The 26,940-nt window shown below is 64.7% G+C and carries 24 protein-coding genes and 1 pseudogene; 16 read left to right on the top strand and 9 right to left on the bottom strand.

Going from position 1 to position 26,940, the window contains the following annotated elements; genetic code table 11:
* Positions 1 to 303 precede the first annotated feature (303 nt).
* Positions 304 to 1,872, top strand: a complete 1,569-nt coding sequence (locus VRZ08_RS24410; protein WP_414534183.1) for a hypothetical protein — start codon at positions 304 to 306, stop codon at positions 1,870 to 1,872.
* 13 nt (positions 1,873 to 1,885) lie between these two features.
* Here the strand turns inward: VRZ08_RS24410 and VRZ08_RS24405 are convergent.
* The 6 genes and pseudogenes from VRZ08_RS24405 to VRZ08_RS24380 form a co-directional block, all read right to left on the bottom strand.
* Positions 1,886 to 2,550, bottom strand: a pseudogene (locus VRZ08_RS24405) (transposase); the annotation flags it as partial.
* A 208-nt stretch (positions 2,551 to 2,758) separates the two neighbouring features.
* Positions 2,759 to 3,535, bottom strand: coding sequence for an enoyl-CoA hydratase-related protein (locus VRZ08_RS24400; protein ID WP_414534182.1), 777 nt, complete (start codon positions 3,533 to 3,535; stop codon positions 2,759 to 2,761).
* Between the two features lie 16 nt (positions 3,536 to 3,551).
* On the bottom strand, positions 3,552 to 4,379 hold the full coding sequence (locus VRZ08_RS24395; RefSeq protein ID WP_164606608.1) for an SDR family NAD(P)-dependent oxidoreductase: 828 nt from the start codon (positions 4,377 to 4,379) through the stop codon (positions 3,552 to 3,554).
* Between the two features lie 23 nt (positions 4,380 to 4,402).
* Positions 4,403 to 4,828 (bottom strand): MaoC family dehydratase, encoded by a 426-nt coding sequence (locus VRZ08_RS24390; RefSeq protein ID WP_414534181.1) that lies wholly within the window; start codon positions 4,826 to 4,828, stop codon positions 4,403 to 4,405.
* Entirely contained in the window at positions 4,825 to 5,271 is a 447-nt protein-coding gene (locus VRZ08_RS24385) for a MaoC family dehydratase N-terminal domain-containing protein (protein WP_414534180.1), read from the bottom strand. The genes VRZ08_RS24390 and VRZ08_RS24385 overlap by 4 nt, the downstream gene beginning before the upstream one ends.
* Before the next feature lie 10 nt (positions 5,272 to 5,281).
* On the bottom strand, positions 5,282 to 6,466 hold the full coding sequence (locus tag VRZ08_RS24380) for a lipid-transfer protein (RefSeq protein ID WP_414534179.1): 1,185 nt from the start codon (positions 6,464 to 6,466) through the stop codon (positions 5,282 to 5,284).
* A gap of 126 nt (positions 6,467 to 6,592) precedes the next feature.
* On the opposite strand from VRZ08_RS24380, the gene VRZ08_RS24375 reads away from it, so the two are divergent.
* From VRZ08_RS24375 to VRZ08_RS24330, 10 genes are all read left to right on the top strand, one after another.
* Positions 6,593 to 7,375 (top strand): TetR/AcrR family transcriptional regulator, encoded by a 783-nt coding sequence (locus tag VRZ08_RS24375; protein WP_414534178.1) that lies wholly within the window; start codon positions 6,593 to 6,595, stop codon positions 7,373 to 7,375.
* Positions 7,293 to 8,849: an acyl-CoA synthetase gene (locus VRZ08_RS24370; protein WP_414534177.1), complete on the top strand. Its 1,557-nt coding sequence runs from the start codon at positions 7,293 to 7,295 to the stop codon at positions 8,847 to 8,849. The genes VRZ08_RS24375 and VRZ08_RS24370 overlap by 83 nt, the downstream gene beginning before the upstream one ends.
* Before the next feature lie 245 nt (positions 8,850 to 9,094).
* The gene (locus VRZ08_RS24365; RefSeq protein ID WP_414534176.1) at positions 9,095 to 10,396 is read left to right on the top strand and encodes an alpha/beta hydrolase family protein; all 1,302 of its coding nucleotides are present in this window, start codon (positions 9,095 to 9,097) and stop codon (positions 10,394 to 10,396) included.
* Between the two features lie 455 nt (positions 10,397 to 10,851).
* Positions 10,852 to 12,204, top strand: coding sequence for a substrate-binding protein (locus tag VRZ08_RS24360; RefSeq protein ID WP_107345106.1), 1,353 nt, complete (start codon positions 10,852 to 10,854; stop codon positions 12,202 to 12,204).
* 245 nt (positions 12,205 to 12,449) lie between these two features.
* A complete protein-coding gene (locus VRZ08_RS24355) occupies positions 12,450 to 13,457 on the top strand; it encodes a branched-chain amino acid ABC transporter permease (protein WP_107345105.1) in 1,008 nt (335 codons plus the stop codon).
* A 4-nt stretch (positions 13,458 to 13,461) separates the two neighbouring features.
* Entirely contained in the window at positions 13,462 to 14,685 is a 1,224-nt protein-coding gene (locus tag VRZ08_RS24350; protein ID WP_107345104.1) for a branched-chain amino acid ABC transporter permease, read from the top strand.
* On the top strand, positions 14,682 to 15,452 hold the full coding sequence (locus tag VRZ08_RS24345) for an ABC transporter ATP-binding protein (RefSeq protein WP_107345103.1): 771 nt from the start codon (positions 14,682 to 14,684) through the stop codon (positions 15,450 to 15,452). Before VRZ08_RS24350 ends, VRZ08_RS24345 begins: the two co-directional genes overlap by 4 nt.
* Positions 15,449 to 16,201 (top strand): ABC transporter ATP-binding protein, encoded by a 753-nt coding sequence (locus VRZ08_RS24340; protein WP_107356147.1) that lies wholly within the window; start codon positions 15,449 to 15,451, stop codon positions 16,199 to 16,201. The genes VRZ08_RS24345 and VRZ08_RS24340 overlap by 4 nt, the downstream gene beginning before the upstream one ends.
* 336 nt (positions 16,202 to 16,537) lie before the next feature.
* Entirely contained in the window at positions 16,538 to 16,804 is a 267-nt protein-coding gene (locus tag VRZ08_RS24335) for a hypothetical protein (protein ID WP_414534174.1), read from the top strand.
* A gap of 211 nt (positions 16,805 to 17,015) precedes the next feature.
* Entirely contained in the window at positions 17,016 to 18,677 is a 1,662-nt protein-coding gene (locus VRZ08_RS24330; protein WP_414534173.1) for an NRAMP family divalent metal transporter, read from the top strand.
* 30 nt (positions 18,678 to 18,707) lie between these two features.
* Here the strand turns inward: VRZ08_RS24330 and VRZ08_RS24325 are convergent, their stop codons facing one another.
* Entirely contained in the window at positions 18,708 to 19,370 is a 663-nt protein-coding gene (locus VRZ08_RS24325; RefSeq protein WP_264052679.1) for a TetR/AcrR family transcriptional regulator, read from the bottom strand.
* A 242-nt stretch (positions 19,371 to 19,612) separates the two neighbouring features.
* Between VRZ08_RS24325 and VRZ08_RS24320 the strand changes: the two genes are divergently transcribed.
* Both VRZ08_RS24320 and VRZ08_RS24315 read left to right on the top strand, forming a co-directional pair.
* Complete coding sequence (locus VRZ08_RS24320) at positions 19,613 to 20,845, top strand: acyl-CoA dehydrogenase family protein (protein ID WP_414534172.1); 1,233 nt, start codon at positions 19,613 to 19,615, stop codon at positions 20,843 to 20,845.
* 153 nt (positions 20,846 to 20,998) lie between these two features.
* Positions 20,999 to 22,057: a phosphotransferase family protein gene (locus VRZ08_RS24315; protein WP_414534171.1), complete on the top strand. Its 1,059-nt coding sequence runs from the start codon at positions 20,999 to 21,001 to the stop codon at positions 22,055 to 22,057.
* Positions 22,058 to 22,364: 307 nt separating this feature from the next.
* Here VRZ08_RS24315 and VRZ08_RS24310 read toward each other — a convergent pair whose 3' ends face one another.
* On the bottom strand, positions 22,365 to 23,150 hold the full coding sequence (locus VRZ08_RS24310; RefSeq protein WP_414534170.1) for an SDR family NAD(P)-dependent oxidoreductase: 786 nt from the start codon (positions 23,148 to 23,150) through the stop codon (positions 22,365 to 22,367).
* A 156-nt stretch (positions 23,151 to 23,306) separates the two neighbouring features.
* On the opposite strand from VRZ08_RS24310, the gene VRZ08_RS24305 reads away from it, so the two are divergent.
* Together VRZ08_RS24305 and VRZ08_RS24300 are read left to right on the top strand one after the other, a co-directional pair.
* Positions 23,307 to 24,062, top strand: a complete 756-nt coding sequence (locus tag VRZ08_RS24305; protein WP_414534169.1) for a histidine phosphatase family protein — start codon at positions 23,307 to 23,309, stop codon at positions 24,060 to 24,062.
* Positions 24,063 to 24,244: 182 nt separating this feature from the next.
* Entirely contained in the window at positions 24,245 to 25,012 is a 768-nt protein-coding gene (locus VRZ08_RS24300) for an SDR family NAD(P)-dependent oxidoreductase (protein ID WP_107356143.1), read from the top strand.
* A gap of 167 nt (positions 25,013 to 25,179) precedes the next feature.
* Here the strand turns inward: VRZ08_RS24300 and VRZ08_RS24295 are convergent, their stop codons facing one another.
* Entirely contained in the window at positions 25,180 to 26,403 is a 1,224-nt protein-coding gene (locus VRZ08_RS24295) for a serine hydrolase domain-containing protein (RefSeq protein ID WP_414534168.1), read from the bottom strand.
* 185 nt (positions 26,404 to 26,588) lie between these two features.
* On the opposite strand from VRZ08_RS24295, the gene VRZ08_RS24290 reads away from it, so the two are divergent.
* The coding region (locus VRZ08_RS24290; RefSeq protein ID WP_414534167.1) for a GTP-binding protein at positions 26,589 to 26,940 on the top strand (352 nt) is incomplete at its 3' end.

The following is a 26,940-nucleotide window of genomic DNA, read 5'->3' as shown; positions in this document are numbered from 1 at the left end:
CTGCACGAATCCTCGACCAATTCGGCCCCCATCGCATCCTGGCCTATAAGATGTCGACTGAGTTTGCCGAAAACCTAGCGACGCCGTCGGCCTTTAAAGGATCGGCGCTCAAGCATCGAGGGGCAAGTTCCGGCCCGGGGGGGAGGCAATGCCACTGTCGACTGAGCGAGGCAAACGTGTGCATCCGAAGATGCGCCAATGACTACCCTCATCCTTCCATACGCGCCGGGATCGGTGTCATGGCTCAACGAAGTCGATGTTCTTCGCCGAGCTCACTGCCGCCTCAAGAGGGGGTGTGTTCCAATGCATCACAAATTTCAGGCGATACCAAACAGTTTATCATCAAAAGCAACGACCACTCAGGGCATCCGTCTGAACTTCCTTAAGCTGTTTGCCCCAGAAGAGTACGGCATTCCGATGAATATCAATGCGAATAGATCTGCTCCCTGGGCGCCAACGATTGTTCTGCTTTTCGTAACTGTCTTGTGGGTAGCCTACCTCTTTAATGCATATTTTCCAGGTTCCATGTCGATAGATAGTTTTACCATATTGTCGCAAGCTCGCGCCGGAGTTTACTCAGACGGGCACCCTCCTTTACTGGCGATCATTTGGCGGCAGGTAGATAAAATTTGGCCAGGGCCGGCTGGCATGCTGCTAATACAATTGACCTTGGTTTATGGTGGTTTTGCACTTCTGATAGCAAGTGGGGCGAGACCTCTGGGCTGGGGTGCGGCTGTGATTGCTGTCACTTTCTTATTGAATCCGGCCGTCTTCGGCATCATTTGCGTCATTTGGGTTGACATTTTCATGGCTGGCGCATTTCTGTCTGCCCTAGGATTATTATCTCTTTCAGACGTCGCGACTGGTAACCGACGAACATTGTACATATTTGTGGCGGTCTTGGTCGTGTTCTGCGGAATAGCATTTCGTCACAATGCTGCCGCGGCGGCCTTTCCGATCATAGCGTACGGAACACTGATCGTTCGGGGGCGGGACAGTTTTCGAGGGGCGAGAGCCGTAGCGTCCTTGGTCGCATCAGCGCTGATCACTGTTTTTCTTTTCTTCGCTGCAAATTTGCTCTCGTACGCCACAGTCGCTGACAAGCACCATTTTTGGACGTTTCTAGCTCAATACGATGTGGCCGGTATTGCAATAATGTCAGGCAATGGCGACGTTCCTGCATCACTTGAACCAGCAACAATAGAAGACGTAAACGTCTTGTACAGCCCGAGGTCTGTTACCCCCCTGCTCACAGGAGAGCAGGTGCACGCCGCCAGCGCGCCTTTTCCGACCGCAACGCCTCTACCGGCCGAACGTTTCAAGAATTCGGCGATAGCAAGAAGTGAGCTGACTTGGGATTGGGTAAACGCAATCTTCAGACATCCACTTGCATATCTATCTCATCGACTAGCGATTTTCACCAGTCTGATCGGTCTGCCTCCCTACGATTTGTGGGCGCCCACTTTCTCACGTATCGACCCAAATGATCTTGGAGTGCGGTCTCGTGGTGGAGTGCATAGTGCGCTAACTGATTTGTTAGTAGCCAAATCCGGCAGAAGTGTTTTCTTGCCAGCTTATTATCTACTTCTTGCGACCATTGCTGCGATCGTAACATTGTTTCTGATAACGAGGCGAAATAGTCGGCTTTTGCAGATGAGTCTGGTTCTAACAACCAGCGGTCTACTTCATATGGTTGGGCTGTTCTTTTCTGCTGTTTCAAGCGATTATCGCTATTCTCACTGGATGATCGTGTGCGCTCAACTCGGCGGTGCTCTCCTAGTAATAGATGTCTTGAAGGGAGTGTATGGCTCGTCTTCGAATTGCGCTGTCGTCGGCGTGCCGGGTGGGCTTGCAGATGGGTCGAGTAGTTAGTTGTCTAACAAATGAAGCGCCGGCCATTGGCGAACTGGTCGTGGACGAAATCGATCGACCAGCGCGCGTTCGGCTTGGCCTCGACCAGAATGGGGGCCCGTGTGCCGGCGGCTTGCGCCGGGCCCGCCGCTTGCGCACGCAAAGCCCTTCCTCGCGATAGAGTCGGTGGATCCGGTTGATGCCCGAGGGCTCGCCCTCCCGCCGCAGCAGGACGAACAGCCGGCGGTAGCCGAACCGCCGCCGCTCGTTCGCCAAGTCGCGCAGCCGGGCACGCAGTTCGGTGTCCGGCGGCCGGTGGGATCGATAGCGGACCATCTTGCGGTCCGCTCCCATGATCTGGCAGGCCCGACGCTCCGACAGATCCATCACGGTCTGCAGGTGCGCGACGGCTTGGCGCTTGGCGGCGAGCCCTAGCATTTTTTTGACAGAAGCTCGCGCAACGCCGCAGCATCCAGCATCTGCTCGGCCAGTAGCTTCTTCAGCTTGGCATTCTCGTCCTCGAGCTGCCGTAATCGCTTGGCCTCCGAGGCATCCATCCCGCCGAATTTGGCCTTCCAATTGTACAGCGTTGCTTCGGAAATGCCGTGCTTGCGCGCCAGATCGGCCGTCTTTGGCGCCGGCCTCGTGCTCCTTCAGCACCGCGATGATCTGCTCTTCCGTAAACCTTGCTCGCTTCATCAGCCCGTCCTCGTCAGGGCCGGACTCTAACTCCAACCGGAGGAAAAACTCAGGGGCAGGTCAACGCGGACGGTTCATTGAAAATGCCTCCGTCCGCGCTCCACCCCAGCAAGAGCGAAGTTTAGGCTTGGATCACCTCCATCAAACGGATGGCACAAGCCGCGACCAGCACTGCGGGTTGACCCGCTACAGCCTCGGCACTGCTCCGTCAGCGGCCGGTGAAGTTCGGCGCGCGTTTCTCGACGAAGGCGGCGGCGCCTTCGCGCAGGTCGGCGGTGACGAAGGCACGGCCCTGCTGTTCGGCTTCGTCGTCCAGCACCTCGGCGAGCGGGGCGCTCCATGCCGCTTCGATCTGGCGCTTGATCAGGCCGATGCCGATCGGCGGGCCGGCCGCGAGCTGCTCGGCGATCGCCATCGCTTCGCCCATCAGGCGCTCATCGTCGACGGCCTGGAAGATCAGGCCGGATTGTTCGGCCTGTTCGGCAGACAGCGGACGGCCGAGCAGCGCCAGGGCGCGCGCACGCGCCACGCCGATCGCGCGCTGTACAAACAGCGAGGTGCCGGCATCGAGCGCGGCGCCGAGCTTGACGAAGCTGAGCACGAATTTCGCCGAGCGCGCCGCCAGAACGATGTCGCCGGCGAGCGCCAGGCCGACGCCCGCGCCCGCCGCGGGGCCGTTGACGGCGACGATAATCGGCTTCGCCGCGCCGCGCATCGCCTCGAGCACCGGGCTGAGTTCGGCACGCATCCACGGCGCGACGTCGGCGCCGGCCCCGAACGTCTCGCTGCCGAGGGCCGCGCCGGCGCAGAAGCCTTTGCCGGCGCCGGTGAGCAGGATGGCGCGCACCGCATCGTCGGCGAGCGCCGCGTTCAAGGCGGCGCCGAGCTCGCCGAGCAGGCCGCTGCGCATCGCGTTGTATTGCGCCGGGTTGTTCAGCGTCAGGACTGCGACGGCGCCGCGCCGCTCCGACAGAACCAGGGTCATCGCCGAAATCCCCTGCTTACAGGATCAAGCCGCCGCCGCAGACCAGCACCTGGCCGCTGACGTAGTTCGATTCCGGGCTGCAGAACAGATACACCGCATCGGCGGCTTCCTCCGGCGTGCCGCCGCGCCCGAGCGGGATCATCCGCGCCATTGCGTCCAGCATCTGCGGCTGCACGCCGACCTTGATGTCGCGGCCGGCGACGTCGATAGTCTTCTGCTGCGCTTCGATCGGCTGGGTGAGGCGGGTGTTGATCAGGCCGAACGCGACGCAGTTGACGTTGACCTTGTAGCGGCCCCATTCCTTGCACAGCGTGCGCGTCAGCCCAACCAGCGAGGCTTTCGCCGACGAGTAGCTGGCCTGACCGGCATTGCCGTAGAGCCCTGCGATCGATGAGATGTTGACGACTTTGCGGAACACTTCCTGACCGGCCTCGGCTTCCTTCTTGGCGAAGATTCGGATCGGTTCGGCGGCCGCGCGTAGGATGCGGAACGGCGCCACCAGATGCACGTCGAGCATCGCCTGGAATTGCTCGTCGGTCATCTTCTGGATCGTCGAGTCCCAGGTGTAGCCGGCATTGTTGACGATGATGTCGAGGCCGCCGAATTTTTCCACCGCCGCGCCGACGAAGCGATCGGCGAAGCCGGCCTCCGAGACGCTGCCGTTGATGGCGATCGCATCGCTGCCCATCGCCTTGATCTCGGCAGCGACGGCGTCGCCCGGTTCGGCGTCGAGATCGTTGACGACGACGCGCGCGCCTTCGGACGCGAGCTTCAGCGCGATGGCGCGGCCGATGCCGCGGCCCGATCCGGTGACCAGCGCCACCTTGCCTTGCAGTTTGCCCATGAGGTTTCCTCGAATGCTTGTTGTTATGACAGGGCGACGATCGCTTCGCCGGCGAGCTTGATCTCGCCGGTTTGGTCGCGGGCGGTGAGGGCGAGCCGGGCGCGGCGCTCGCCGTCGGCTTCGATCAGCTCGGTGACTTGGCCTTCGCAGGTGATCTCGGCGCCGAGCTGGGTGATCGCCGCGAACCGCGTCGAAAAGCTCCGGATCCGGTTCGGCGGCACGGCGTCGCTCAGCGCCTGGCCGAGATAGCCCATCACCAGCATGCCGTGGGTGAATACGTCCGGAAAACCCGACGCCTTGGCGAAATCGATGTCGACATGGATCGGATTATGATCACCGGAGGCGCCGCAATACAGCGCCAAACGGTGACGGTTGATCGCCGGGAAGCGCTTGTGGACGATGCGGTCGCCGACCGTGGGGGAAGTTGTCATGTCCATCATGTCGGTCATCCGTTGCGCACCACGATGGTCCGCGTCGTATCTGCGACGTGAACCCCGTCCTGGTTGGTGACGGTGGTCTCGACGCCGATCAGCGTCATTGCGCCGCCCTTCTTGTCGGTGACGCTGGTCACCTGCGGGCTGAAGGTGAGGGTGTCGCCGACCATCACCGGGGCATGGTAGGTGAAGCTCTGCTCGCCGTGCAGCACCCGCCCGAGATCGATCTGAAGCGCAGTGAGAAACTCGAACGGCTTTTCGTTGTCGAGCATCTCGAGGCAAAACAGATAGGTCGGCGGGATCGGCGGCGCCGCGAAGCCTTCGGCCTTGGCCGCGGCGGCGTCGCGATACACCGGATTGGTCTCGCCGAGCGTGTCGAGAAAATAGCGCAGCCGACCGGCTTCGACATGGGCGGTCACCGGTGTGAACCGGCGACCAACAGCGGATTGATCGACCATCAGATTTGCCTCACGCGCGCTCGTACAGCGTCACCACGCAGGCGCCGCCGAGACCGAGATTGTGCTGCAGCGCGCGCTTGGCGCCGTCGACCTGGGTCGCCTCCGCGGTGCCGCGGAGCTGCCGGGTCAGCTCGTAGCATTGCGCTAGGCCGGTGGCGCCGAGCGGATGGCCTTTCGACAGCAGCCCGCCCGACGGATTGGTAACGAACTTTCCGCCATAGGTGTTGTCGCCGTCGGCGATAAACTTCTCGGCGCCGCCTTCGGGGCAGAGACCAAGCGCCTCGTAGGTAATCAGTTCGTTGTGGGCGAAGCAGTCGTGCAGCTCGACGACGTTGATGTCGTCCGGCCCGACGCCGGCGTCCTCGTACACTTTGGTGGCCGCGGCACGCGCCATGTCGTAGCCGACCACGCGCATCATGTCGTGCGCCTCGAAGGTCGACGGCGTGTCGGTGGTCATCGCCTGCGCGGCGATGCGGACACGGGTGTCGAGGCCATGCTTCTTGGCGAAGGCTTCGGACACCAGCACCGCGGCGGCGCCGCCGCAGGTGGGGGGACAGGCCATCAGCCGGGTCATCACGCCCGGCCAGATCACCTGGTCGTTCAGCACATCGTCGGCCGAAAGCTCCTTACGGAACAGCGCCAGCGGGTTCTTCGCCGCGTGACGGCTGGCCTTGGCGCGAACTGCCGCGAACGACGCCAGCGGCGTGCCGTATTTCTGCATGTGGCTGAGGCCGGCGCCGCCGAAATAGCGCAGCGCCAGCGGCACGCCGGGCGCGTCGATCAGCTCGTTGGCAGCGGCATCGAAAGCGTCGAACGCGCTGGGACGATCAGCGAACACCGCGCCGAGCGCGCCGGGCTTCATCTGCTCGAAGCCGAGCGCCAGCACGCAGTCGGCGGCGCCGGAGGCGATGGCCTGCCGCGCTAAGTACAGCGCGGTCGAGCCTGTCGAGCAGTTGTTGTTGACGTTGACGATCGGGATGCCGGTCATGCCGACCTGGTACAGCGCGCGCTGGCCGCAGGTGGAGTCGCCGTAGACGTAGCCGACGAAGGCCTGCTGGATCGCATCGTAGCCGAGGCCGGCGTCGCGCAAGGCCAGCCGCGCCGCTTCGGCGCCCATCAGGTGATACGGCTCGTTTGCGCCCGGCTTGACGAACGGGATCATGCCGACGCCTGCGACGTGGACGGGTGACGCCATTGTTCTCTCCCTAAACTTACCCATTGGACTTTTTATTACCCATGAGTAATATATGCGAGCTGCTGGCGAGTCAATCGATCGGCGCCGGATCAGTTACTTGCCAAATTGCTGCCTGCGGAATTTGTGATGAGCGGACACGCCGCCGACGACCGATCGCCCTGGATGCCGTTCGAGAGCCGCCGCCGCGCCCGCGACGAAAAGCGCGAGGCGGTGCTGCGAACGGCGGTGCATCTGTTCCTCGAACAGGGCTATCATCGCGCCACGCTCAACGAAGTGGCGGAGCGGCTGAACATCACCAAGCCGGCGCTGTACAATTACTTCCGCAGCAAGGAGGAGATTCTGTTCGAGTGCTGGGCGCTCGGTCAGGAGCAGGTCGACGAGATCATTGCGGACATCAGCCGCTCCGGTGACGACGGACTCGGCAAGCTGCGCGCGCTGGTGCGCGCCTATGCCGCAACGATGGCCACGGAGTTCGGTGCCAGCATGGTGCGGTTCAATCCGCGTGACCTGTCGCCGGAGAACGAGAAGACGGTGCGCGCCGCCAAGCGCGGCATCGACCAGACGTTCCGCCGCTTCATCGCGGACGGCATTGCCGACGGATCGATCAAGCCGTGCGATCCGAAGCTCACCGCGTTCGCGATCGCCGGATCGCTGAACTGGATCGGCCACTGGTATCAGCGCGACGGCGCGCTGTCGCCGGAGGCGATCGCCGACGAATTCGCGATGCGCCTCACCGAGGGGCTCGCCGCCCGATCAACCAAGAAGAAGAGCGCCCTTCAGGCGCCCGACGGCAACAACAACAGGAAACGACCCAAGGGAGGACATCATGAACATCACCCACGGCCTGCGGCGCGCGTTGCAGATCAACCCGGAAGGGCTGGCCACCGTCTGCGCCGGCCGCCGACGTAACTGGCGCGAGGTCGGCGATCGCGTCGCGCGGCTCGCTGCCGGCCTGCGCGCCAGCGGTGTCGGCGAGGGCGAACGCGTTGCGATCCTGTCGCTGAATTCGGATCGCTATCTCGAAATGTATCTCGCTGCAGGCTGGTGCGGCGGCGTCATCGTGCCGCTCAACATCCGCTGGAGCGCGCTGGAAAACGAAGATGCGTTGCGCGACTGCCGCGCGGTCGCGCTGGTGGTCGACAAGGCCTTCGCCGCGACCGGTGCCGCATTGGCGCAGGCAATCCCGTCGATGGCGCTGATCTATGCCGACGACGGCGACGTGCCGACCGGCATGCAGAGCTATGAGGATCTGATCGCCACCCACGCGCCGATTCCGGATGCGATGCGTAAGGCCGAAGACCTTGCCGGCATCTTCTACACCGGCGGTACCACGGGCCGCTCCAAGGGTGTGATGCTGAGCCACGGCAATCTGATGGCGAACGCGCTCAACGCGCTGGGCGAGGGGCTGTTTCCCGGCACGTCTGTCTATCTGCACGCCGCGCCGATGTTCCACCTCGCCAATGGCGCCGCGATGTATTCGCTGCTGCTGTCGGGCGGCTCCAACGTGATGATCCCGTCGTTCACGCCGGAGGGCGTGATGCAGGCGATGCAGAACGAGCGGGTCACCGACGTGCTGCTGGTGCCGACCATGATCCAGATGTTCGTCGATCATCCGGCGCTGAAGAACTACGACCTGTCGTCGTTGAAGAACATCGTGTACGGCGCCTCGCCGATCAGCGAGGCGGTGCTGGCCCGCGCGTCCGCGGCGCTGCCCAACGTTCAGTTCACCCAAGCCTACGGCATGACCGAACTGTCGCCGATCGCCACGCTGCTGCATTGGAAGGAGCATATCGGCGAGGGCAAGGCCAAGGGGCGGCAGCGCGCCGCCGGCCGGGCCACGCTGGGCTGCGAAGTGCGGATCGTCGATGCCGAGGATCGCACCGTGCCGTATGGAACGGTCGGCGAGATCTGCGTGCGCGGCGACAACATGATGATGGGTTATTGGGAGCGGCCGGAGGAGACCGCGCGGGCGCTCGCCGGCGGCTGGATGCACACCGGCGACGGCGGCTACATGGACGAGCACGGCTTCGTCTATGTCGTCGACCGGGTCAAGGACATGATCATCTCCGGCGGCGAGAACGTGTACTCGGTCGAGGTCGAGAACGCAGTGGCGCAGCATCCGGCGGTGGCGCAATGCGCGGTGATCGGCATTCCGCACGAGGCGTGGGGCGAGCAGGTTCACGCGGTGGTGGTCACCAAGGCCGGCGCCACCGTGACGGCGGAAGAGCTGATCGCCCACTGCAAGGCGCTGATCGCCGGCTACAAGTGCCCGCGCAGTGTCGAGATCACCGAGACGCCGCTGCCGCTGTCCGGTGCCGGCAAGATCCTCAAGCGTGAACTGCGCCAGCCGTATTGGGAGAGCCGCGAACGTCGCGTCAGCTGACGCGGCGGCAGGCTGCCACACCATCCGCGCCGCGCCGGATCGCCTCGATTGAGGTGTTTCCCGCGCGGCGTTTTCTTTGCGCTCGGCATGTTCGGTCACTGCCGCGCGGTACACTGGCCCGATCGTCGATTCGTCCTTGCTCGAGATCCGAGGCCCTCCCCATGCCGGCGCTTTTGAAACACCTGTCCGTTCCTGCTCAGTCAGAGGCAGCCTCAGGCGGGATCGACCGGCAGCGTCGGTCTCTGGTGTTCGGTGCCGCGGCTACCGCCGGCACTGTCGCGCTCGGCTTCAGCCCGGCACAGGCGGCGGTGCGGCGCTCCTCACTGCGATCCGAAATCGACCGCTCGGCGCGGGTCAGCGCCGCGCGGCTCGACGCCGAGGTCGCCAAGGCGTTCCCGCTGTTCAACGCCCCGGCGATCCTGCCGGCCTTCGATGCCGCCTCCGCCGGTGCACAGGTCGACGTCGATCTGCACCGGATCGTGACCACGACCCGCGTTCCCGAGACTGGTGAGCGGCTGAAGGTCAGCGGGCTGTTGGCGGTGCCGGCCGGCAAGACCGGCGAACTGCCGCTTCTATCCTGGCAGCACGGCACCATCCTGTCGTTCGATCAGGTCCCGTCGAACCTGACCAAGCTGGCCGATCCGGCGTACCAGCTCAGCGATGCGGCGGATTCGCTGGAGACGCTGTTCAATGTGCAGCGGTTCGCGGCGCGCGGCTATGCGGTGGTCGCCGCCGATTATGTCGGCAAGGGGCCATTCCGCAACGGGCGAGGCGAGGGCTACGCAGTCAAAGGCGTCAGCGTCCAGACCTGTCTCGACATGCTGGCGGCGGGCGAGGTGGCGATGGCATCGCTCGGCCTGAAACCATCGAAACTCTTCCTGCACGGCTGGTCGCAGGGCGCGCTCAACACCCAGTGGCTTCATCAGGCGCTGCGCCGCCGGTCGCGACCCGTTGCCGCCACCGCGGTCGCCAGCCCGTTCAACGATCTGAATGAAGCCTGGAGCTACTGGGCCGGCGCGCAGAGCTTCGCCCTGCCGGCCGGCACGACGTCCTATCCGGCGCTGCCGAATTGGATCTCGCTGTGCATGATCGTTGCGCTGGGCAGCTACGAGCTGAACTATCGCCTCAGCGGTTTGCTCGACAGCGCCATCCGCCCCGAATACCGGGCGATGGCCCGCAAGTACTGGGAAGACTACAAGCTCGTGGCCGATCCGCAGCAGCCGTTCCCGACCGGCTCCGATCTGTTGGTGCCGGGCTTCTTCGAGCGCGCCACCGACGATCGCAACAGCGCCTTCCTGCGTCACCTCGCAGCCAATCGGGCTTCGTATTGGCGCTACGATTCGCCGATCCGGTTTCACTATGGGCTCGCCGACGAAGCGCTGCATCCGGCGATGGTGTATCGGGCGTTGTCGGCCGGCGACCACCAGGCTGTAGGAATCCCAACCGCCAGAGCCAGCCATCGCGCGACCTTTCTCGCGGGGCTGTATGGCGATGCCGCCAGTCTCGGCGGCGCGGAGAATGTGCCGACCTGGTTCGGTAAATTCTAAACGATCCTCACACTCAGAACTGTGCGGTATCGGACATGATGTCGCGGGCGTGCATAGTCCAACGCTCGCTTGAGCGACCAAACGTCACATAAATTGGCGCACGGGGATGCGAGGACGTCCGAGTTGTTATTTGGTGCAGCGCGATATGTGACAGTTGTGACAACGCTGCAGTGACTGATCTGCCGACGCTTTCTGATCGATATGCACAATAGTTACTGTGACGAGTTGTCACGACAGACTGACGATTAGTTCTGTCAACCGCGCGAGCAATTACCTTCGCGCCGAACTGATCGACGCTCCTTAGACAAAAGGAGCGGTTGACCCTATTGGACCCGCTCTCCAAGACTTCGGCTCCGCTGCCACCAAGAGCAGCCCGGGCATCGATCAGCGTGCGAGCGCGACGTGACCCGAGACTAACAAGAAGACTTCCCGAGGAACCCGAGGAGAGACGCCCCATGGCCGACAAGAAATTTATCATCGACCGCAGAACTGCGCTCAAGACCGGCCTGGCCGGTGCTGCCGCCCTTGCCACGCCGAGCTTTTTCATCCGCGACGCCTGGGCCGACGATTTCTGCAACATCCCGAAGGGCAAGGAAGTCGTTTTCGGCTTCAACGTCCCGCAGTCCGGCGCCTATGCCGACGAAGGCATGGATGAACTCAAGGCCTATCAGCTCGCGGTGAAGCACCTCAACGGTGAGGGCGACGGCGGCATGCTGAAGACCATGAAGCCGCTGGCGCTCAAGGGTAACGGCGTGCTCGGCAAGAAGGTCACCTTCGTCTCCGGTGATACTCAGACCAAGGCCGATCAGGCGCGCGCCACCGCCAAGCGCATGATCGAAAAGGACGGCGCGATCATGATCACCGGCGGCTCGTCGTCGGCCGAAGCGGTCGCGGTGCAGTCGCTGTGCCAGGATGTCGGCGTGATCTTCATGGCCGGCCTGACCCACTCCAACGACACCACCGGCAAGGACAAGCGCGCCTACGGTTTCCGCCACTTCTTCAACGCCTACATGTCGGGCGTCGCGCTCGGCCCGGTGCTGGCCGAAGCCTATGGCAAGGACCGCGTCGCCTATCACCTGACCGCCGACTACACCTGGGGCTGGACCCAGGAAGAGTCGATGAAGGACGCCACCGAGAAGCAGGGCTGGAAGACCGTCAAGGCGGTCCGCACCCCGCTCGGCGCCGCCGACTTCTCGCAATACATCACCCCGGTGCTGAACTCCGGCGCCGACGTGCTGGTGCTGAACCACTACGGCAAGGACATGATCAACTCCTTGACCCAGGCGGTTCAGTTCGGCCTGCGCGACAAGATGGCGAACGGCAAGAAGTTCGAGATCGTCGTGCCGCTGTTCTCCGAGCTGATGGCGCAGGGCGCCGGCGATGCGATCAAGGGCATCTACGGCACCGCCAACTGGGACTGGAAGCTCGAAGACGCCGCCACCAGCGCGTTCACCAAGTCGTTCGGTGCTGCTTATGGCACCCCGCCGTCGCAGGCCGCGCAGACCTGCTACGTCCAGGCGATCCTGTATGCCGACGCCGTCGAGCGTGCCGGCACCTTCAATCCGTCGAAGGTGATCGCGGCACTCGAAGGCTTCGAGTTCGACGGCCTCGGTAACGGCAAGACGCTGTACCGCGCCGCTGACCATCAGTGCTTCAAGGACGTGCTGGTGGTGCAGGGCAAGGAAAAGCCGAAGGACAAGTTCGACCTGCTCGAAGTCAAGAAGATCGTGCCGGCGTCGCAGGTCACCTACGACCCGAGCATCTTCGGCGGCGAACTCGGCTCCAAGGACGCCAAGGCGTGCGGCTGATCTGATCCGGCCGGGCTGCGAGCTGCGGCCCGGCGAGCAGAATCGTGACCGGTCGGCTGAGCCCTGCGGCGCAGCCGACCGCCACGTGTCTCTTGAGCAGCAATAAAGCGCGTACCGCCTCTGACCGATGGTCGGGCGACAGGCACTGCAAAGTTTGTATTGGCCCGCCGGCCGGGGTCGGTCGCCGGGGAATTGCGATGGACGCGCGCCTTGGTGCCGCGGACACAGGGGGAGATTGACCACGCATGGACGCGATCGTTCTGCAGATCCTGAACGGCCTCGACAAAGGAGGGGCCTATGCGCTGATCGCGCTCGGGCTGACCTTGGCCTTCGGCACGCTCGGCGTGGTGAATTTTGCCCACGGCGCGCTGTTCATGCTCGGCGCGTTCTGCGCCGTGGTGTTCAACAAGCTGCTGACGCTGGAAATCGTCAAGATTGATCCGACGCGGACGACGCCCTGGGGCTCGCCGCTGGAGGTCAAGACGCCCTACGTTCAGTCGATGCTCGGCGACTGGGGTAAGGTACTGATCGATTACTCGGTGCCGGTGTCGATCCTGCTCGCGATCCCGGTGATGCTGCTGATCGGCATCCTGATCGAGCGGGGACTGATCCGGTTCTTCTACAAGCGCCCGCATGCCGACCAGATCCTGGTCACCTTCGGCCTCGCCATCGTGCTGCAGGAGATCGTCAAGCACTTCTTCGGCGCCAATCCGATCGCACAATCGGCCCCCGCATTGTTCTCCGGTTCGCTGCAGATCACCGAGGCGATCGTCTATCCGTACTGGCGCATCGTCTATCTGTGCTTCTCGCTGGTGGTGATCGGCGCGGTGTTCGCGTTCCTGCAGCTCACCACCTTCGGCATGGTGGTGCGCGCCGGCATGCAGGACCGTGAGACCGTCGGGCTGCTCGGCATCAATATCGAGCGGCGCTTTACCATCGTGTTCGGCCTCGCGGCGATCGTCGCCGGCCTCGCCGGCGTGATGTACACGCCGATCGTGCCGCCCGATTATCACATGGGTATGGACTTTCTGGTGCTGTCGTTCGTCGTCGTCGTGGTGGGCGGCATGGGCTCGCTGCCGGGTGCGGTGCTGGCCGGCTTCCTGCTCGGCATCCTGCAGTCGTTCGCCTCGATGAACGAGATCAAGGGCCTGCTGCCGGGCATCGACCAGATCATCATCTATCTGGTCGCCGTGGTGGTGTTGTTGGTGCGTCCGCGCGGATTGCTGGGACGCAAGGGCGTGATGGAGAGCTGATCCGATGAAGCACACCTCCAAACTCGCCGACATCGCGCTGCTGATCGGCTTTGCCATCGTGGTGGCGCTGGGACCGATCATTTTCACCCCGATCGGCGCCGGCTATCCGGACCTGCTGCAGAAGTTCGCGATCTACGGCATCTTCGCGATCGGCTTCAACATCCTGTTCGGTCTCACCGGCTACCTGTCGTTCGGCCACGCCGCGTTCCTCGGCGTCGGCTCCTACGCCGCGGTGTGGTCGTTCAAGCTGCTGTCGATGGATCTGTTGCCTGCGGTGGCGATGTCGGTGGTGCTGGCCGGCGTGTTGGCGCTGGCGATCGGCTTCGTCAGCTTGCGCCGCTCCGGCATCTACTTCTCGATCCTGACGCTGGCGTTCGCGCAGATGTGCTACAATATGGCATATTCGGTGCTGACGCCGATCACCAACGGCGAAACCGGCTTGCGCGTCCTGCGCCAGGACCCGCGCTATCTCGACGCCGCGATCGGCTACGTCTCGCCGACGCCGTCGCTGTTCGGCATGCAGATCACCGGCTGGACCGGGTTCTACATCTGCGGCGCGGTGCTGGTGGCGGCGTTCGGCCTGTCGATCGCGATCTTCCGCTCGCCGTTCGGCATGACGCTGCGCGCCATCAAGTCGAACCAGAACCGGATGGGCTACACCGGCTATTCGACCCGGCCGTATCTGCTATCCGCCTTCGTGATCTCCGGCATGTTCGCCGGTCTCGCCGGCGCGCTGCTCGCCGCGACCGATCCGCTCGCGGGCGCCGAGCGGATGCAGTGGACCGCATCGGGCGAGGTGGTGCTGATGACCATCCTGGGCGGTGCCGGCACGCTGCTCGGCCCGGTGCTCGGCACCGGCATCATCAAGTACTTCGAGAACATCTTTTCTGCCTACAACGAGGCCCAGCTCAAGGCGATGTTCACCTTCGTGCCCGACGGGCTGCGCGAGCCGGTGGTCAAGACGCTGAGCCTGTTCGTCGGCGAGGGCTGGCAGCTCACCCTCGGTCTGCTGTTCATGGCAGTCGTGATCTTCCTGCCGGGCGGCGTGATGGAAGGCATCAACCGGCTGATCGGCCTGAAGCACACCCCGAAGGTCAAGTCGCTCGGCGACTCGCCGCAGCGTGACGGTCTCGGCGAAATGGTGATCGAGGAGATGCCGTCGCACGACCGCACCGCCGAGATCGAGAAGAACGCCGCCGAGCAAAAAGCGAGAGCCACCGCGCCATGAACGTGAACAGCGACATCGTTCTGCATATCGATCACGTCCACAAGACGTTCGCGGGTCTGCACGCGCTGGCGGATGTGCATCTCGACATCCGTGAGGGCGAGACCCACGCCATCATCGGCCCCAACGGCGCCGGCAAATCGACGCTGCTCAACGTCTGCGTCGGCGTGCTGCCGCCGACGCAGGGGAAGGTGATGTTCCACGGCACCCAGCTCACCGGGCTGAAGCCGTATGAGATCAATCAGCTCGGCGTGGCGCGGGTGTTTCAGACGCCGGAGATCTTCGGCGATCTGACCGTGCTGGAAAACGTCATGATGGCGATGCTGTCGCATCAGGACGGCGCCTTCCGGCTCAAGCTGGTGTCGCGGTTCGACGAGCAGGGCGAGATCGGCCAGCGCGCCGTGCAGGCGCTGCGCGAGCGCGGCCTCGGCGGGCATCTGTATCACCTCGCCGGGGCGCTTTCGCGCGGCGACAAGCGCCGGCTCGAGCTGGTGATGGGCCTGGTGCAGAAGCCGAAGCTGCTGCTGCTCGACGAGCCGACCGCAGGCATGGCGCGCGCCGACACCAACGCCACCATCGAGATCCTGCGGCAGATCAAGCAGTCGGGCATGACCATCGTGATCATCGAGCACGACATGCACGTCGTGTTTTCGCTCGCCGACCGCATCACCGTGCTGGCCGGCGGCCGCGTCATCGCGCAGGGCGTGCCCGACGAGATCAAGGGCAACCCGAAAGTGATCGAAGCCTATCTCGGCGAGGAACAAGTATGACGACGATGACCGCCGAACGACCGCACGCCACCCATGCGGGCGAAACGCCGTATTTCTGCTGCCGCAACCTCAACGCCTATTACGGCGACAGCTACATCGTGCAGAACGTCTCGTTCTCGCTGAACAAGGGCGAGATCCTGGCGCTGCTCGGCCGCAACGGGGCCGGCAAGACCTCGACGCTGCGCTCGATCGCACGCGCCTCGACGCCCGAGCTTGTCTCGGGCGAAGTGATCCTCGACGGCGTCAAGCTGCACGGCAAGCCGAACTATGTCGCCGCCCAGGCCGGCATCCAGCTGGTGCAGGAGGATCGCCGCATCATCCCGGGGATGACGGTGGAGCAGAACCTGCAGCTCGCGGTGATCTCCGGCAGCGTCGGCTGGTCGTTCGAGCGGATCTACGAGCTGTTCCCGCGGCTCGCCGAGCGGCGCAAGCAGGAAGGTGTGACGATGTCGGGCGGCGAGCAGCAGATGCTGGCCATCGCCCGCGCGCTGGCTCGCGATCTCAAGCTGCTGCTGCTCGACGAACCCTACGAAGGCCTGGCGCCGGTGGTCCGCCACGACATCGCCAAGGCGCTGAAGGAAGTACGTGCCGCGGGCATCACCACCATCATCGTCGAGCAGAATGCGGTGGCGGCGCTGGAACTGTCCGACCGCGCCGTGATCCTCGACACCGGCGAAGTGGTGTTCGACGGCACCGCCAAGCACGTCCTCGACAGCGAAGAGCTGCGCCATCGCTATCTGGCGATCTGAGACGTCCGCGCACGTGCGCGCAGCAAGGACGGGCGGTGCTGCGCACCGTCCGTGCCCGCCGAACACGGCGGCGTGACCGGCCACAAACAGTGTTGACTCGATCGCAGGTGCGGGCGTAGGGCTCCGGCCGGGTCGAGCATTTGCGCGCGATCCTTCCTTCTCATCCAACGAAGAGCACATGGGCCCTAGCAGCTTTGGCCGCCTTCCCCCCGCGATAGGCCGGGCGAACGCGACCGCAACACATCGGACCGCAACCGTGTCGGGCCGCGTGAGCAAGGTGCGCTGCTAGCCGCCTGATCTCACCGTCCCGCCGCGTTGCGGCCGTGGAGGTGAGTGATGTCGATCAACTTCAAAACCGCATGGTGGCCGGCCTTGACCGGCCGCGCCGCGCGCCCCGCCGAGAGCCGCCGCGCCCACGCCAACGACAATGTCCGCAGCACGCCGCGCAGGGCGCAGCGTCCCGCGCTCGCACTGCATTGGCATGTCGGCTCGGCCGGCACGCTGGTGGCCGGATGGACCGTGGTGCCGTCCGGCGACGCGGCGGGCGCCGAAGGCGGTGACACCGGCGACCGCGTGTACCAGCCGCCCTCGCGCGCGGCGTAAATCCGAGCGCCCGGCGGGTTGCCGGGCAGGAGCGTTCCCGATGGACCATCAACCCAGATTGCCCGCTGCCGCCTTCGTGCGTGCGGCGGGCCTGCCAGTCCCGAAATCAGCACCAGACGTGGCCGCGCCGCATCGGCGCCGGGCGGGCGAGGGCGCTTAGCGCCGCTCTCCGCGTCCGGCCTCTGCGCGCAAGCCGGATCAGGAGAGACAAATGACCAAGCACATCCCCTTGCAGGCGACGTCGGTCTGCGCCGCCGTTCCACCGAGCGCGGTGCTCGACAGCGCCCATCTCGGCGAGATCCGTGGCGCGCTCGGCACTATCGCGGCCGATGACCGCGCGCCGCGGCGCACGCTCAAAGCCCGGCTGCAAACGCTGCTGGCAATCGCCGGTCCCGGCCTGATCGTGATGGTCGGCGACAACGATGCCGGCGCATTCGGCACCTACACCCAGGCCGGCCAGAACTACGGCACCACGCTGCTGTGGACGCTGCTGCTGCTGATCCCGGTGCTGTACGTCAACCAGGAGATGGTGGTGCGGCTCGGCGCCGTCACCGGCGTCGGCCACGCGCGGCTGATCTTCGCGCGGTTCGGCAAGTTCTGGGGCGCGTTCAGCGTCGCCGACCTGTTCTTGCTCAACGCGCTGACGCTGGTTACCGAGTTCATCGGCATCAGCCTGGCGCTGCAATATCTCGGCCTGTCGCAGTTCTGGGGCGTGATCGCGGCCGCGGTGATCATCACCTTCGCGGTCTCGACCGGCGATTTCCGCCGTTTCGAGCGGTTCGCGCTGGTGCTGGTCGCCGGCAGCCTGCTGCTGATTCCGGTTGCCGTGATGGTGCATCCGCCGCTGCCGCAGCTGGCGCATGATTTCTTCGTGCCGAAGATGCCGGCCGGCGCGCCGCTCGGCGAGGTGATGCTGCTGATCATCGCCATCGTCGGCACCACGATCGCACCGTGGCAGCTGTTTTTTCAGCAGAGCTATTTGATCGATAAGCGTATCACCCCGCGCTTCATCCGCTACGAGCGCTGGGATCTCTGCGTCGGCATCGGCCTGGTGATCATCGGCGCGGTGGCGATGATCGGCTTCTCGGCCGCGGCCTTCGCCGGCCGGCCGGAGTTTGGCGCCTATACCGATGCGCTCGGCACCGCGCACGGCCTGGAGCAGGCCGCCGGGCGGTTGCCGGCGATACTGTTCGCGCTGGCGTTGCTCGACGCCAGCATCATCGGTGCGGCGGCCGTTTCGCTGTCGACCGCTTACGCGATCGGCGATGTGTTCGCGGTGGCGCATTCGCTGCATCGCAAGCCGCGCGAGGCGAAGGGGTTCTACGCGGTCTATGCCGGGTTGATCGCGTTCGCGGCGGCTCTGGTGGTGACGCCGGGGATGCCGCTCGGCTTGCTCACCAATGCGGTGCAGACGCTGGCCGGCGTGCTGCTGCCGAGCGCGACGGTGTTTCTGCTGCTGTTGTGCAACGACAAGGCCGTGCTCGGGCCATGGGCCAACGGCCGTGCCGGCAACCTGTTCACCGGGGCGATCGTCGCGGTGCTGGTGCTGCTGTCGGTCATCCTCACCGTGTCGGTGCTGTTTCCCGGCGTCGGCGAGGGGATGATCCTCGGCATCCTGGGCGGCGGCGTGGTCGGCGCGCTGCTGTTGTCCGGCGCCGTGGCGTTGATCGCGCGCCGCGCGCGGGGTGTCCGCGCCGAGCCTGTGGCGGCGTCCGCTGTTGCGCCGGAAGAGTGGCGGATGCCGCCGCTGGCGACGCTGCCGCCCGCGCGCCTCAGCGCTGTCAGCCGCACTTGGTTGCTGGTATTGCGCGGCTATCTGGTGCTGGCTGCCGGGCTGGTGTTGTACCGCATCGTCGAGTTGATCGCGCGGTGAGGTGAGGTCGTCGGCGGTCGCTGCGCAGGCTCAGCGCCGCCGCGACACCGCGGCCTCGCTGGTGCCGATGGTGCCCGTCTTCAGTGCCAGCGACGCCACCGCGACGACGCGGTCGATCACTCCGTCGACGTCGTCGAGATCGCAAGTGCCTTCCGACAGCCGCAGCAGGCGCTCGCTGTCGCGCACGGTTTGCTGCGCCATCGCCAGGGCGAAGTGCAAGCCCCAATAAATCTCGGCGTCCGGCTTGCCGGGCAGAGAGCGCCGCATCGCCGCTGCGAATTTGCGCAAGTGGTCGATCTCGCGGTTCTTGATCTTGCGGATCGGCGGGATGGTTTCGATCGCGGCGCGGATCATGAAGCGTGCGGCATCCGAGCGCTCGCTGTCCTGGCCGAGGCAGCCGCGCAATGTCGGGCCGATCAGCGCCCGCAACACCGCCTCGATCGGCGCGCGACCGCCGCCGGCCGTTTCCGCGGCCTTGAGCTCGTTGAACCGCTCGCGGTTGGTGGCGATCGAGCGCGTCACGAACAGTTCGGCGATCAGCTCGTCCTTCGAGCCGAAGTGATAGTTCACCGCGGCGAGGTTGACGCCGGCTGCGGCGACGATGTCGCGCAAGGTGACGTCGCCGAAGCCGCGCTCGGCATACAGCCGTTCGGCGGCGGTCAGGATCGCACTGCGTGTGGTGTCGGTGGACATGCCGCTCCGCGGGAAATCATCGTTCTTGCAATTCAAACAGCTGTATGAAACTATCGTTTCACAGCCGGAAGTCAATGCGCCGTAGGCGCTGAGGCGCCGGCAGCTTCGTTTTCGCGGTTCGTGGTCGCCCGGCTCTCGGGGGATGCGGGGCGGAAATCCGACTTGCGGGCGCGATGCGGCAGGACGACAGTGCCGCCACCCCGTCGGTCACAACAGTCTGGGAAAACAGTGAGGATCGCCTGATGGATTTCACGATGTCCGATCGCCAGCGTGAATGGCTGGACCGCGTCACCAAGTTCATGAACGACCACGTCCGCCCCGCGGTGCCGATCTACAAGCAGCAGGACGCCGAGGGCGAGCGCTGGAAGGTGATCCCGGTTCTCGAGGAACTGAAGGCCAAGGCGAAGGCCGAAGGTTTGTGGAATCTGTTCCTGCCGCCGTCGTCGCACGACGATGACGAATTCCATGGCGCGGGTCTGTCCAACCTCGAATACGCGCTGCTGTCCGAGCAGATGGGCCACATCTCCTGGGCCTCTGAAGTGTTCAACTGCTCGGCGCCCGACACCGGCAACATGGAAGTGCTGTTCCGCTACGGCACCAAGGAGCAGAAGCAGAAGTGGCTGCGGCCGCTGATGGCCGGCGAAATTCGTTCGGCGTTCCTGATGACCGAACCGGCGGTGGCGTCGTCGGACGCGACCAACATCGAGACTCGGATCGAGAAGGACGGCGATCACTACGTCATCAACGGCCGCAAGTGGTGGTCGTCGGGGGTCGGCGATCCGCGCTGCAAGATCGCGATCGTGATGGGCAAGACCGATCCGAACGCTGCGCGTCATCAGCAGCAGTCGCAGATTCTGGTGCCGCTCGACGCCCCCGGCATCACCATCGAGAAGATGCTGCCGGTATTCGGCTTCGACGATGCGCCGCACGGTCACGGCATGGTCAAGCTGGAGAACGTCCGCGTTCCGGCGTCGAACCTCCTGCTCGGCGAAGGCCGCGGCTTCGAGATCGCGCAGGGCCGTCTCGGCCCGGGCCGCATCCATCACTGCATGCGCACCATCGGCAAGGCCGAAGAGGCGCTTGAGAAGATGGTCAAGCGGCTGCAGTCGCGCGTCGCGTTCGGCAAGCGGATCATCGAATTCTCGGTGTGGGAGCAGCGGATCGCCGAAGCCCGCATCGACATCGAGATGACTCGCCTGCTGTGCCTCAAGGCCGCCGACATGATGGACAAGGTCGGCAACAAGACCGCGCAGCTCGAGATCGCGATGATCAAGGTGGCGGCGCCGCGGATGGCGCAGCGCATCATCGACGAAGCGATCCAGGCGTTCGGCGGCGCCGGCGTGTCGGACGACGCGGGTCTTGCCAAGGATTACGCCAACATCCGCACGCTGCGGCTCGCGGACGGCCCGGACGAGGTGCACAACCGCGCCATCGCCCGGCTGGAGATGAAGAAGTACGCCAACGCAGCGCACTGACGCGCAAAGGCCGCACAAAAACGTCATCGCCGGACTTGATCCGGCGATGCATCTCTTGGAAAGATGGATACCCGGGTCAAGCCCGGGTATGACTATTTTGGGATTGTCGGAACGCGCGGCGCGTAACGCGCGAACAAGAACAAGGAGCGTCACTTGGTCGGGAAGCGAAACGACGACGATTACACCGGCACCAAGCCGGTCGAGGAGCGGCATCGGGTCGACGAGGCCCGCCTCGCCGAATGGATGCAGGCGAATGTCGAGGGCTATCAGGGCCCGCTCGAGGTTCAGCAGTTCAGGGGCGGGCAGTCCAACCCGACCTACAAGCTCGTCACCCCGAACCGTTCCTACGTGATGCGGCGCAAGCCGTTCGGCAAGCTGCTGCCGTCGGCGCACGCGGTCGACCGCGAATTCCGCGTCATCGCCGCGCTCGGCAAACAGGGCTTCCCGGTCGCCAAGGCCTATGCGCTGTGCACCGACGATTCCGTGATCGGCGTGTCGTTCTACATCATGTCGATGGAAGAAGGCCGGGTGTTCTGGGATCCGACCCTGCCGACCCAGACGCCGGAGTCGCGCTGGGCGATTTTCAAGGCCAAGATCGAGACGCTGGCGCAGCTCCACAGCTACGATCCGGAGAAGATCGGTCTCGGCGACTTCGGCAAGCCGGGCAATTACTTCGCCCGCCAAGTCGACCGCTGGAGCAAGCAGTACAAGGCGTCGGTGGCCGAGCCCATCCCGGAGATGGAGCGGCTGATGGAATGGCTGCCGAACACGCTGCCGGTGCAGGAGCGGGTGTCGGTGGTGCACGGCGACTACCGGCTCGACAACATGATCTTCCACGCCACCGAGCCGCGCGTGCTGGCGGTGCTGGATTGGGAGCTGTCGACGCTCGGCGATCCGATGGCCGACTTCACCTATCTGTTGATGCAGTGGGCGATGCCGGGGCTCGCCGAAGCCGATCTCAAGGCGCTGAATCTGCCGACGCTGGAGCAGGCCGCCGACATCTATTGCAAGGCCGCGGGCATCGCCGGCGTCCCGAACCTCAATTGGTATCTGGCCTATAACACATTCCGCCTCGCCGGCATTCTGGCGGGCATCGCCGGCCGCGTCCGCGACGGCACCGCCGCCTCCGACAAGGCCAAGGAATCCGCCTCCCGCACCGTGCCGATGGCGGAGCTGGCGTGGGAATACGCCCAGAAGGCCGGCGCGAAGTAAGCGGCGAGATTTCTATTCCAAAAAATGAAGGCGCGGTCCGAAACGGCCGCGCCTTTTTTTCTATCCGGTCATTCCGGGGCGCCGCGCAGCGGCGAACCCGGAATCCCGAGATTGGTACGATGGGATTCCGGGTTCGCGCGTTTCACGCGCGCCCCGGAATGACGAAAAGTCATCATCGCCCGCTCGTCCGGGCGACCCAGTATCCCAGTGCGTCATTGTTATCACGAACGCCTTGGAATACTGGATCCCCGCATGCGCGGGGATGACGGTCGTGTGTGGAGCGGTCTGCGCCGCTCATCATCCCGTCTCAGATCGGCTTGCCCGCATAAGGCATCGAGGCGGTCAGGCCGCCGTCGACCGGGAAGGCCTGGCCGTTGACGTAGGACGCTTCGTCGCTGAGCAGGAAGAGGCCCATGGTGGCGAGTTCGTGCGGCTGGCCGGCGCGCTTCAGCGGATTGAGCTGGCCGATCTTGTGATCGGTGCCGCGGGCGCGGGCGCCGTCGAATACCGGCTTGGTCATGCCGGTCTCGATCAGGCCGGGGCACACCGCGTTGATGCGCACGCCGGTGCCGGACAGCGAGTAGGCGGTGGTCTGCACCAGGCTGATGACGCCGGCCTTCGATGCCGCGTAAGGGTGTCCCGAGGCGCCGCTCTTCAGGCCCGCGACCGAGGCGGTGCACACGATCGCGCCGTGTCCCTGTTTGATCAGATGCGGCATGGTGTGCTTGATCGCCAGGAACGGACCGATCAGGTTGACGCGCAGGATCTCCTGCCAGTGCTCCGGCGTCTGTTCTGGCAGCGGCACCAGGCCGCCGCTGATACCCGCATTGGCCCAGATGCCGTCGAGCTTGCCGTAAGCGGCGATCGCCTTGGCGACGACCCCCTTCACGTCGTCCTCGGAGCCTGCATCGGCCATCACCGCTTCAGCGGTGCCGCCCGCCTTGCGCACCTGCTCGACGGTCTCCTGCACGCCTTCGGTGCGATCGACCGCGATCAGTTGCGCGCCTTCCTTGGTGAACAGCAGCGATGCCGCGCGGCCGATGCCGCTACCGGCGCCGGTGATGATGATGGATTTGCCTTCGAGGCGGCCCATGCGTTGCTCCCTGCTGATCGCTTCGGCGTTTGCCGTTTGACGGAATTGGAACGACGATCGTTCGATCGACATCGCGCGTTCGCCACACAAGTGACTTGAGGCGATGCGAGGTCTGACGTACAGCGACTTGTGACCGGATTGAAAGGATTTTCTCGCATGACGAACGTGCCGCCGTCTTCCAACGACAAACCGTTCGTCGCCCAACATTCGGTGCCGATCGGCGTCACCGCGACGCGGTGGTGGTGGGTGCGGCATGCGCCGGTGCGCAGCGACGGCGGCAACATCTACGGCCAGATCGACATCGACTGCGATTGCAGCGATCGCGTGGTGTTCGATGCGGTCAGCCGGGTGCTGCCGCAGAACGCGGTGTGGTACGCAAGCAAGCTGAAGCGCACCCACATGACCGCGGAAGCGATCTTCGCCGCCGGTTTCCCGCGCCCCGACACCATCACGCAGGACGCCGATCTCAACGAGCAGCATCTCGGTGATTGGCAGGGTACCAACCGCGCCGCGTTCTTCGCCAAGCTGCCGGTCAATCTCGACACCTTCTGGTTTGCGCCGATCGACGAGCGCGCGCCCAACGGCGAGAGCTTTATGGACCTGTACGAGCGTACCAAGCGTGCGATCGCGCGGATCACCGCCGCGCATCCGGGCGAAGACATCGTCGCGGTCGCGCATGGCGGTACCATCAAGGCCGCGATCGGCGTCGCACTGCGCGATCAGCCGGAGCGGGGGCTGGCCTTCACCATCGACAATTGCTCGATCACCCGCCTTGATCACATGGCCTCGAACGGCCACGAGGGCTGGCGGATTCCGATGGTCAATCAGCAGCCGTGGATCGCCGATCCGTCGCACGCCGCGATGCATCAGCCCGCGGGCCCGGAATTGGCGACGCCGAGCAAGCTGGCGTAGGCACCATTGTCGAACCCAAGCCATCCGTCATTGCGAGGAGCGAAGCGACGAAGCAATCCAGCGTAGTGCACGGACCTGGATTGCTTCGCGGAGCCGGTGCTCGGACGGCGCGAAGCGCCGATCCGTGTGCTCGCAATGACGGATAAGTCATCTACTCACAACAATCACAACGGGAGAGAAACATGAACTTGTTCGACCTGAGCGGAAAAGTCGCCGTCATCACCGGCTCGTCGCGCGGCATTGGCAAGGCGATCGCCGAGCGGATGGCGGAGCACGGCGCCAAGGTAGTGATCTCGTCGCGCAAGCAGGATGCTTGTGACGCGGTCGCCAAGTCGATCAACGACACCTATGGCGCCGGGACTGCGTTGGCGCTCGCCGCCAACATCTCCAGCAAGGATGACCTGAAGCGCCTGGCGCAGGAAGCGACGCAAAAATTCGGCAAGATCGACGCGCTGGTTTGCAACGCCGCGTCGAACCCGTATTACGGCCCACAGGCCGGCATCAACGACGATCAGTTCCGCAAGATCCTCGACAACAACATCGTCGCCAACCACTGGCTGATCAGCGAAGTCGTGCCGCAGATGATCGAGCGCAAGGACGGTTCGATCACCATCGTGTCCTCGATCGGCGGCCTGAAGGGCTCGACCGTGATCGGCGCTTACTGCATCTCGAAGGCCGCCGACATGCAGCTCGCCCGCAACCTTGCTTGCGAGTACGGCGTGCACAACATTCGCGTCAATTGCATCGCGCCCGGCCTGATCAAGACCGACTTCGCCCGCGCGCTGTGGGAGAACCCGGAGACGCTGAAGCACTCCACCGCGCGCTCGCCGCTGCAGCGGATCGGCGAGCCCGACGAAATCGCCGGCGCTGCCGTGTTCCTCGCCTCCAAGGCCGGCAGCTTCACCACCGGCCAGACCCTCGTGATCGACGGTGGCGCGACGATCAGTTGAGGCGCTCCTCTTCGCCACACACTCTGTCATTCCGGGATGCGTGCCGCAGGCGCGCAGACCCGGAATCCCGATGTCGTGGGGCGAGAGGGACGTCGCAGAACGCGTCGAGATTCCGGGTTCGCGAGCTTCGCTCGCGCCCCGGAATGACGCGCGGAAAGGAGTGGTGACTACTCCACCGCCGCGTATACCAGATCCCGCACCAGGGTGCGGAAGTATTCGCGCTGGCCCGGGCCTTGGGACATGAACACCGCGAACAGCTGTTCGGCGGGATCGATCCAGAAGAACGTACCGGCGATGCCGCTCCAGTAGAACTGACCGACCGAGCCGGGGAAGGGCGAGATGCCCGGCTGGGTGCGGACCGCGAAGCCGAGGCCGAAGCCGTTGCCGGGCGGCAGGATGTAGTTGTCCGGCGGGATGTGCGGCTCAAGGTGATTGCTGGCCATCAGCTCCAGCGTCTTGCGGCCGATGATCCGCGTCCCATCCAGCGTGCCGCCGCCGAGCAGCATCTGGCAGAACCGCGCGTAGTCCATCGTAGTCGAGACCAGGCCGCCACCACCGGATTCCATCACCGGCTTTTCCAGCATGTTGAACAGCGCCACCGGATCGCCGGTCCACGGATCGGTCGGGAACGCTTCGGCAAGCCGGCCCTTGTTGTCGGCCGCGGTGTGGAAGCCGGTCTCGCTCATCTGCAGCGGCGCCAGGATGCGTTCGGTGAGGAACGCGCCAAGTGTCTTGCCCGCGACTACTTCGATCACCCGGCCGAGGATGTCGGTCGACCGGCTGTAATTCCACGCCGCGCCGGGCTGACACACCAGCGGCATCGAGGCGACCAGGGTGGCGTGCTCTTCGTTGGTGATCTTGCGGCTGCGGATCCGCGAGGCGCGGTACATCTTGTGGATCGGACCATCGCCGGTGTGGTCGTAGGTGATGCCCGAGGTATGGCGCAGCAGATCCTGGATGGTGATCGGGCGTTGCTGCGGCATCAGTTCGAGTTCGCCGCCGCGCACGATGCCGACGTTGGTATTCTCAAATTCGGGAATGAACTTCGAGAGTGGATCGTCGAGCAGCATCTGGCCGTCTTCGACCAGTTGCATGATGCCGACCGAGACGATCGGCTTGGTCATCGAGAAGATGCGGAAGATGCTGTCGCGGCGCATCGGCGCGTCGGAGCCGGGCGCCTGCCGGCCCAGCGCCTCGAACCAGCCGATCTTGCCCTTGCGCGACACCAGAACGGTGACGCCGGGGATGGTGCCCTTGTCGATCTCGCGCTTGAAGGCGTCCGACATCACCTGCAGCCGGCGCGGCGACAGCCCCAGGGTTTCTGGCTTGGCCTCCGGCAAAGCCGGGGTCTGCGGGGGGAGGGCGGAGGTTGCGGCGGCTGTCGCGGTCATGGCGTTTCCCGATTGCTGTTTTTGTTGTGGTCCGGCGCCGGTGTTCACACGGGTGTCATCCGGGCCTGCGGGGGCGTTCCGCGCCAGATTGACCCATAAAATCCGGCTTGAACAGGGTGCTTTTCCGCAGTAACCAGCCGCGGTTTCGCCGCCTTCCAGGTTGGCGCCGACAAGGATGGAGAACGATGGCCAAAGCAAAGTTTGAACGTACGAAGCCGCATTGCAACATCGGGACGATCGGTCACGTCGACCATGGCAAGACGTCGCTGACGGCGGCGATCACCAAGGTTCTGGCGGAGACGGGCGGTGCGACGTTCACGGCCTATGACCAGATCGACAAGGCGCCTGAAGAGAAGGCGCGCGGCATCACGATTTCGACCGCGCACGTCGAGTACGAGACGCAGAACCGACACTACGCGCACGTCGACTGCCCCGGCCACGCCGACTACGTGAAGAACATGATCACCGGTGCGGCGCAGATGGACGGCGCGATCCTGGTGGTGTCGGCGGCCGACGGCCCGATGCCGCAGACCCGCG

Origin of the sequence: Rhodopseudomonas sp. G2_2311 (assembly GCF_047501505.1) — a bacterium.
In the GTDB taxonomy this organism is placed as follows: Bacteria; Pseudomonadota; Alphaproteobacteria; order Rhizobiales; family Xanthobacteraceae; genus Rhodopseudomonas; species Rhodopseudomonas palustris_H.
The sequence above is the reverse complement of the archived record's forward strand: the minus strand, read 5'-3'. Positions and strand labels throughout refer to the sequence as shown.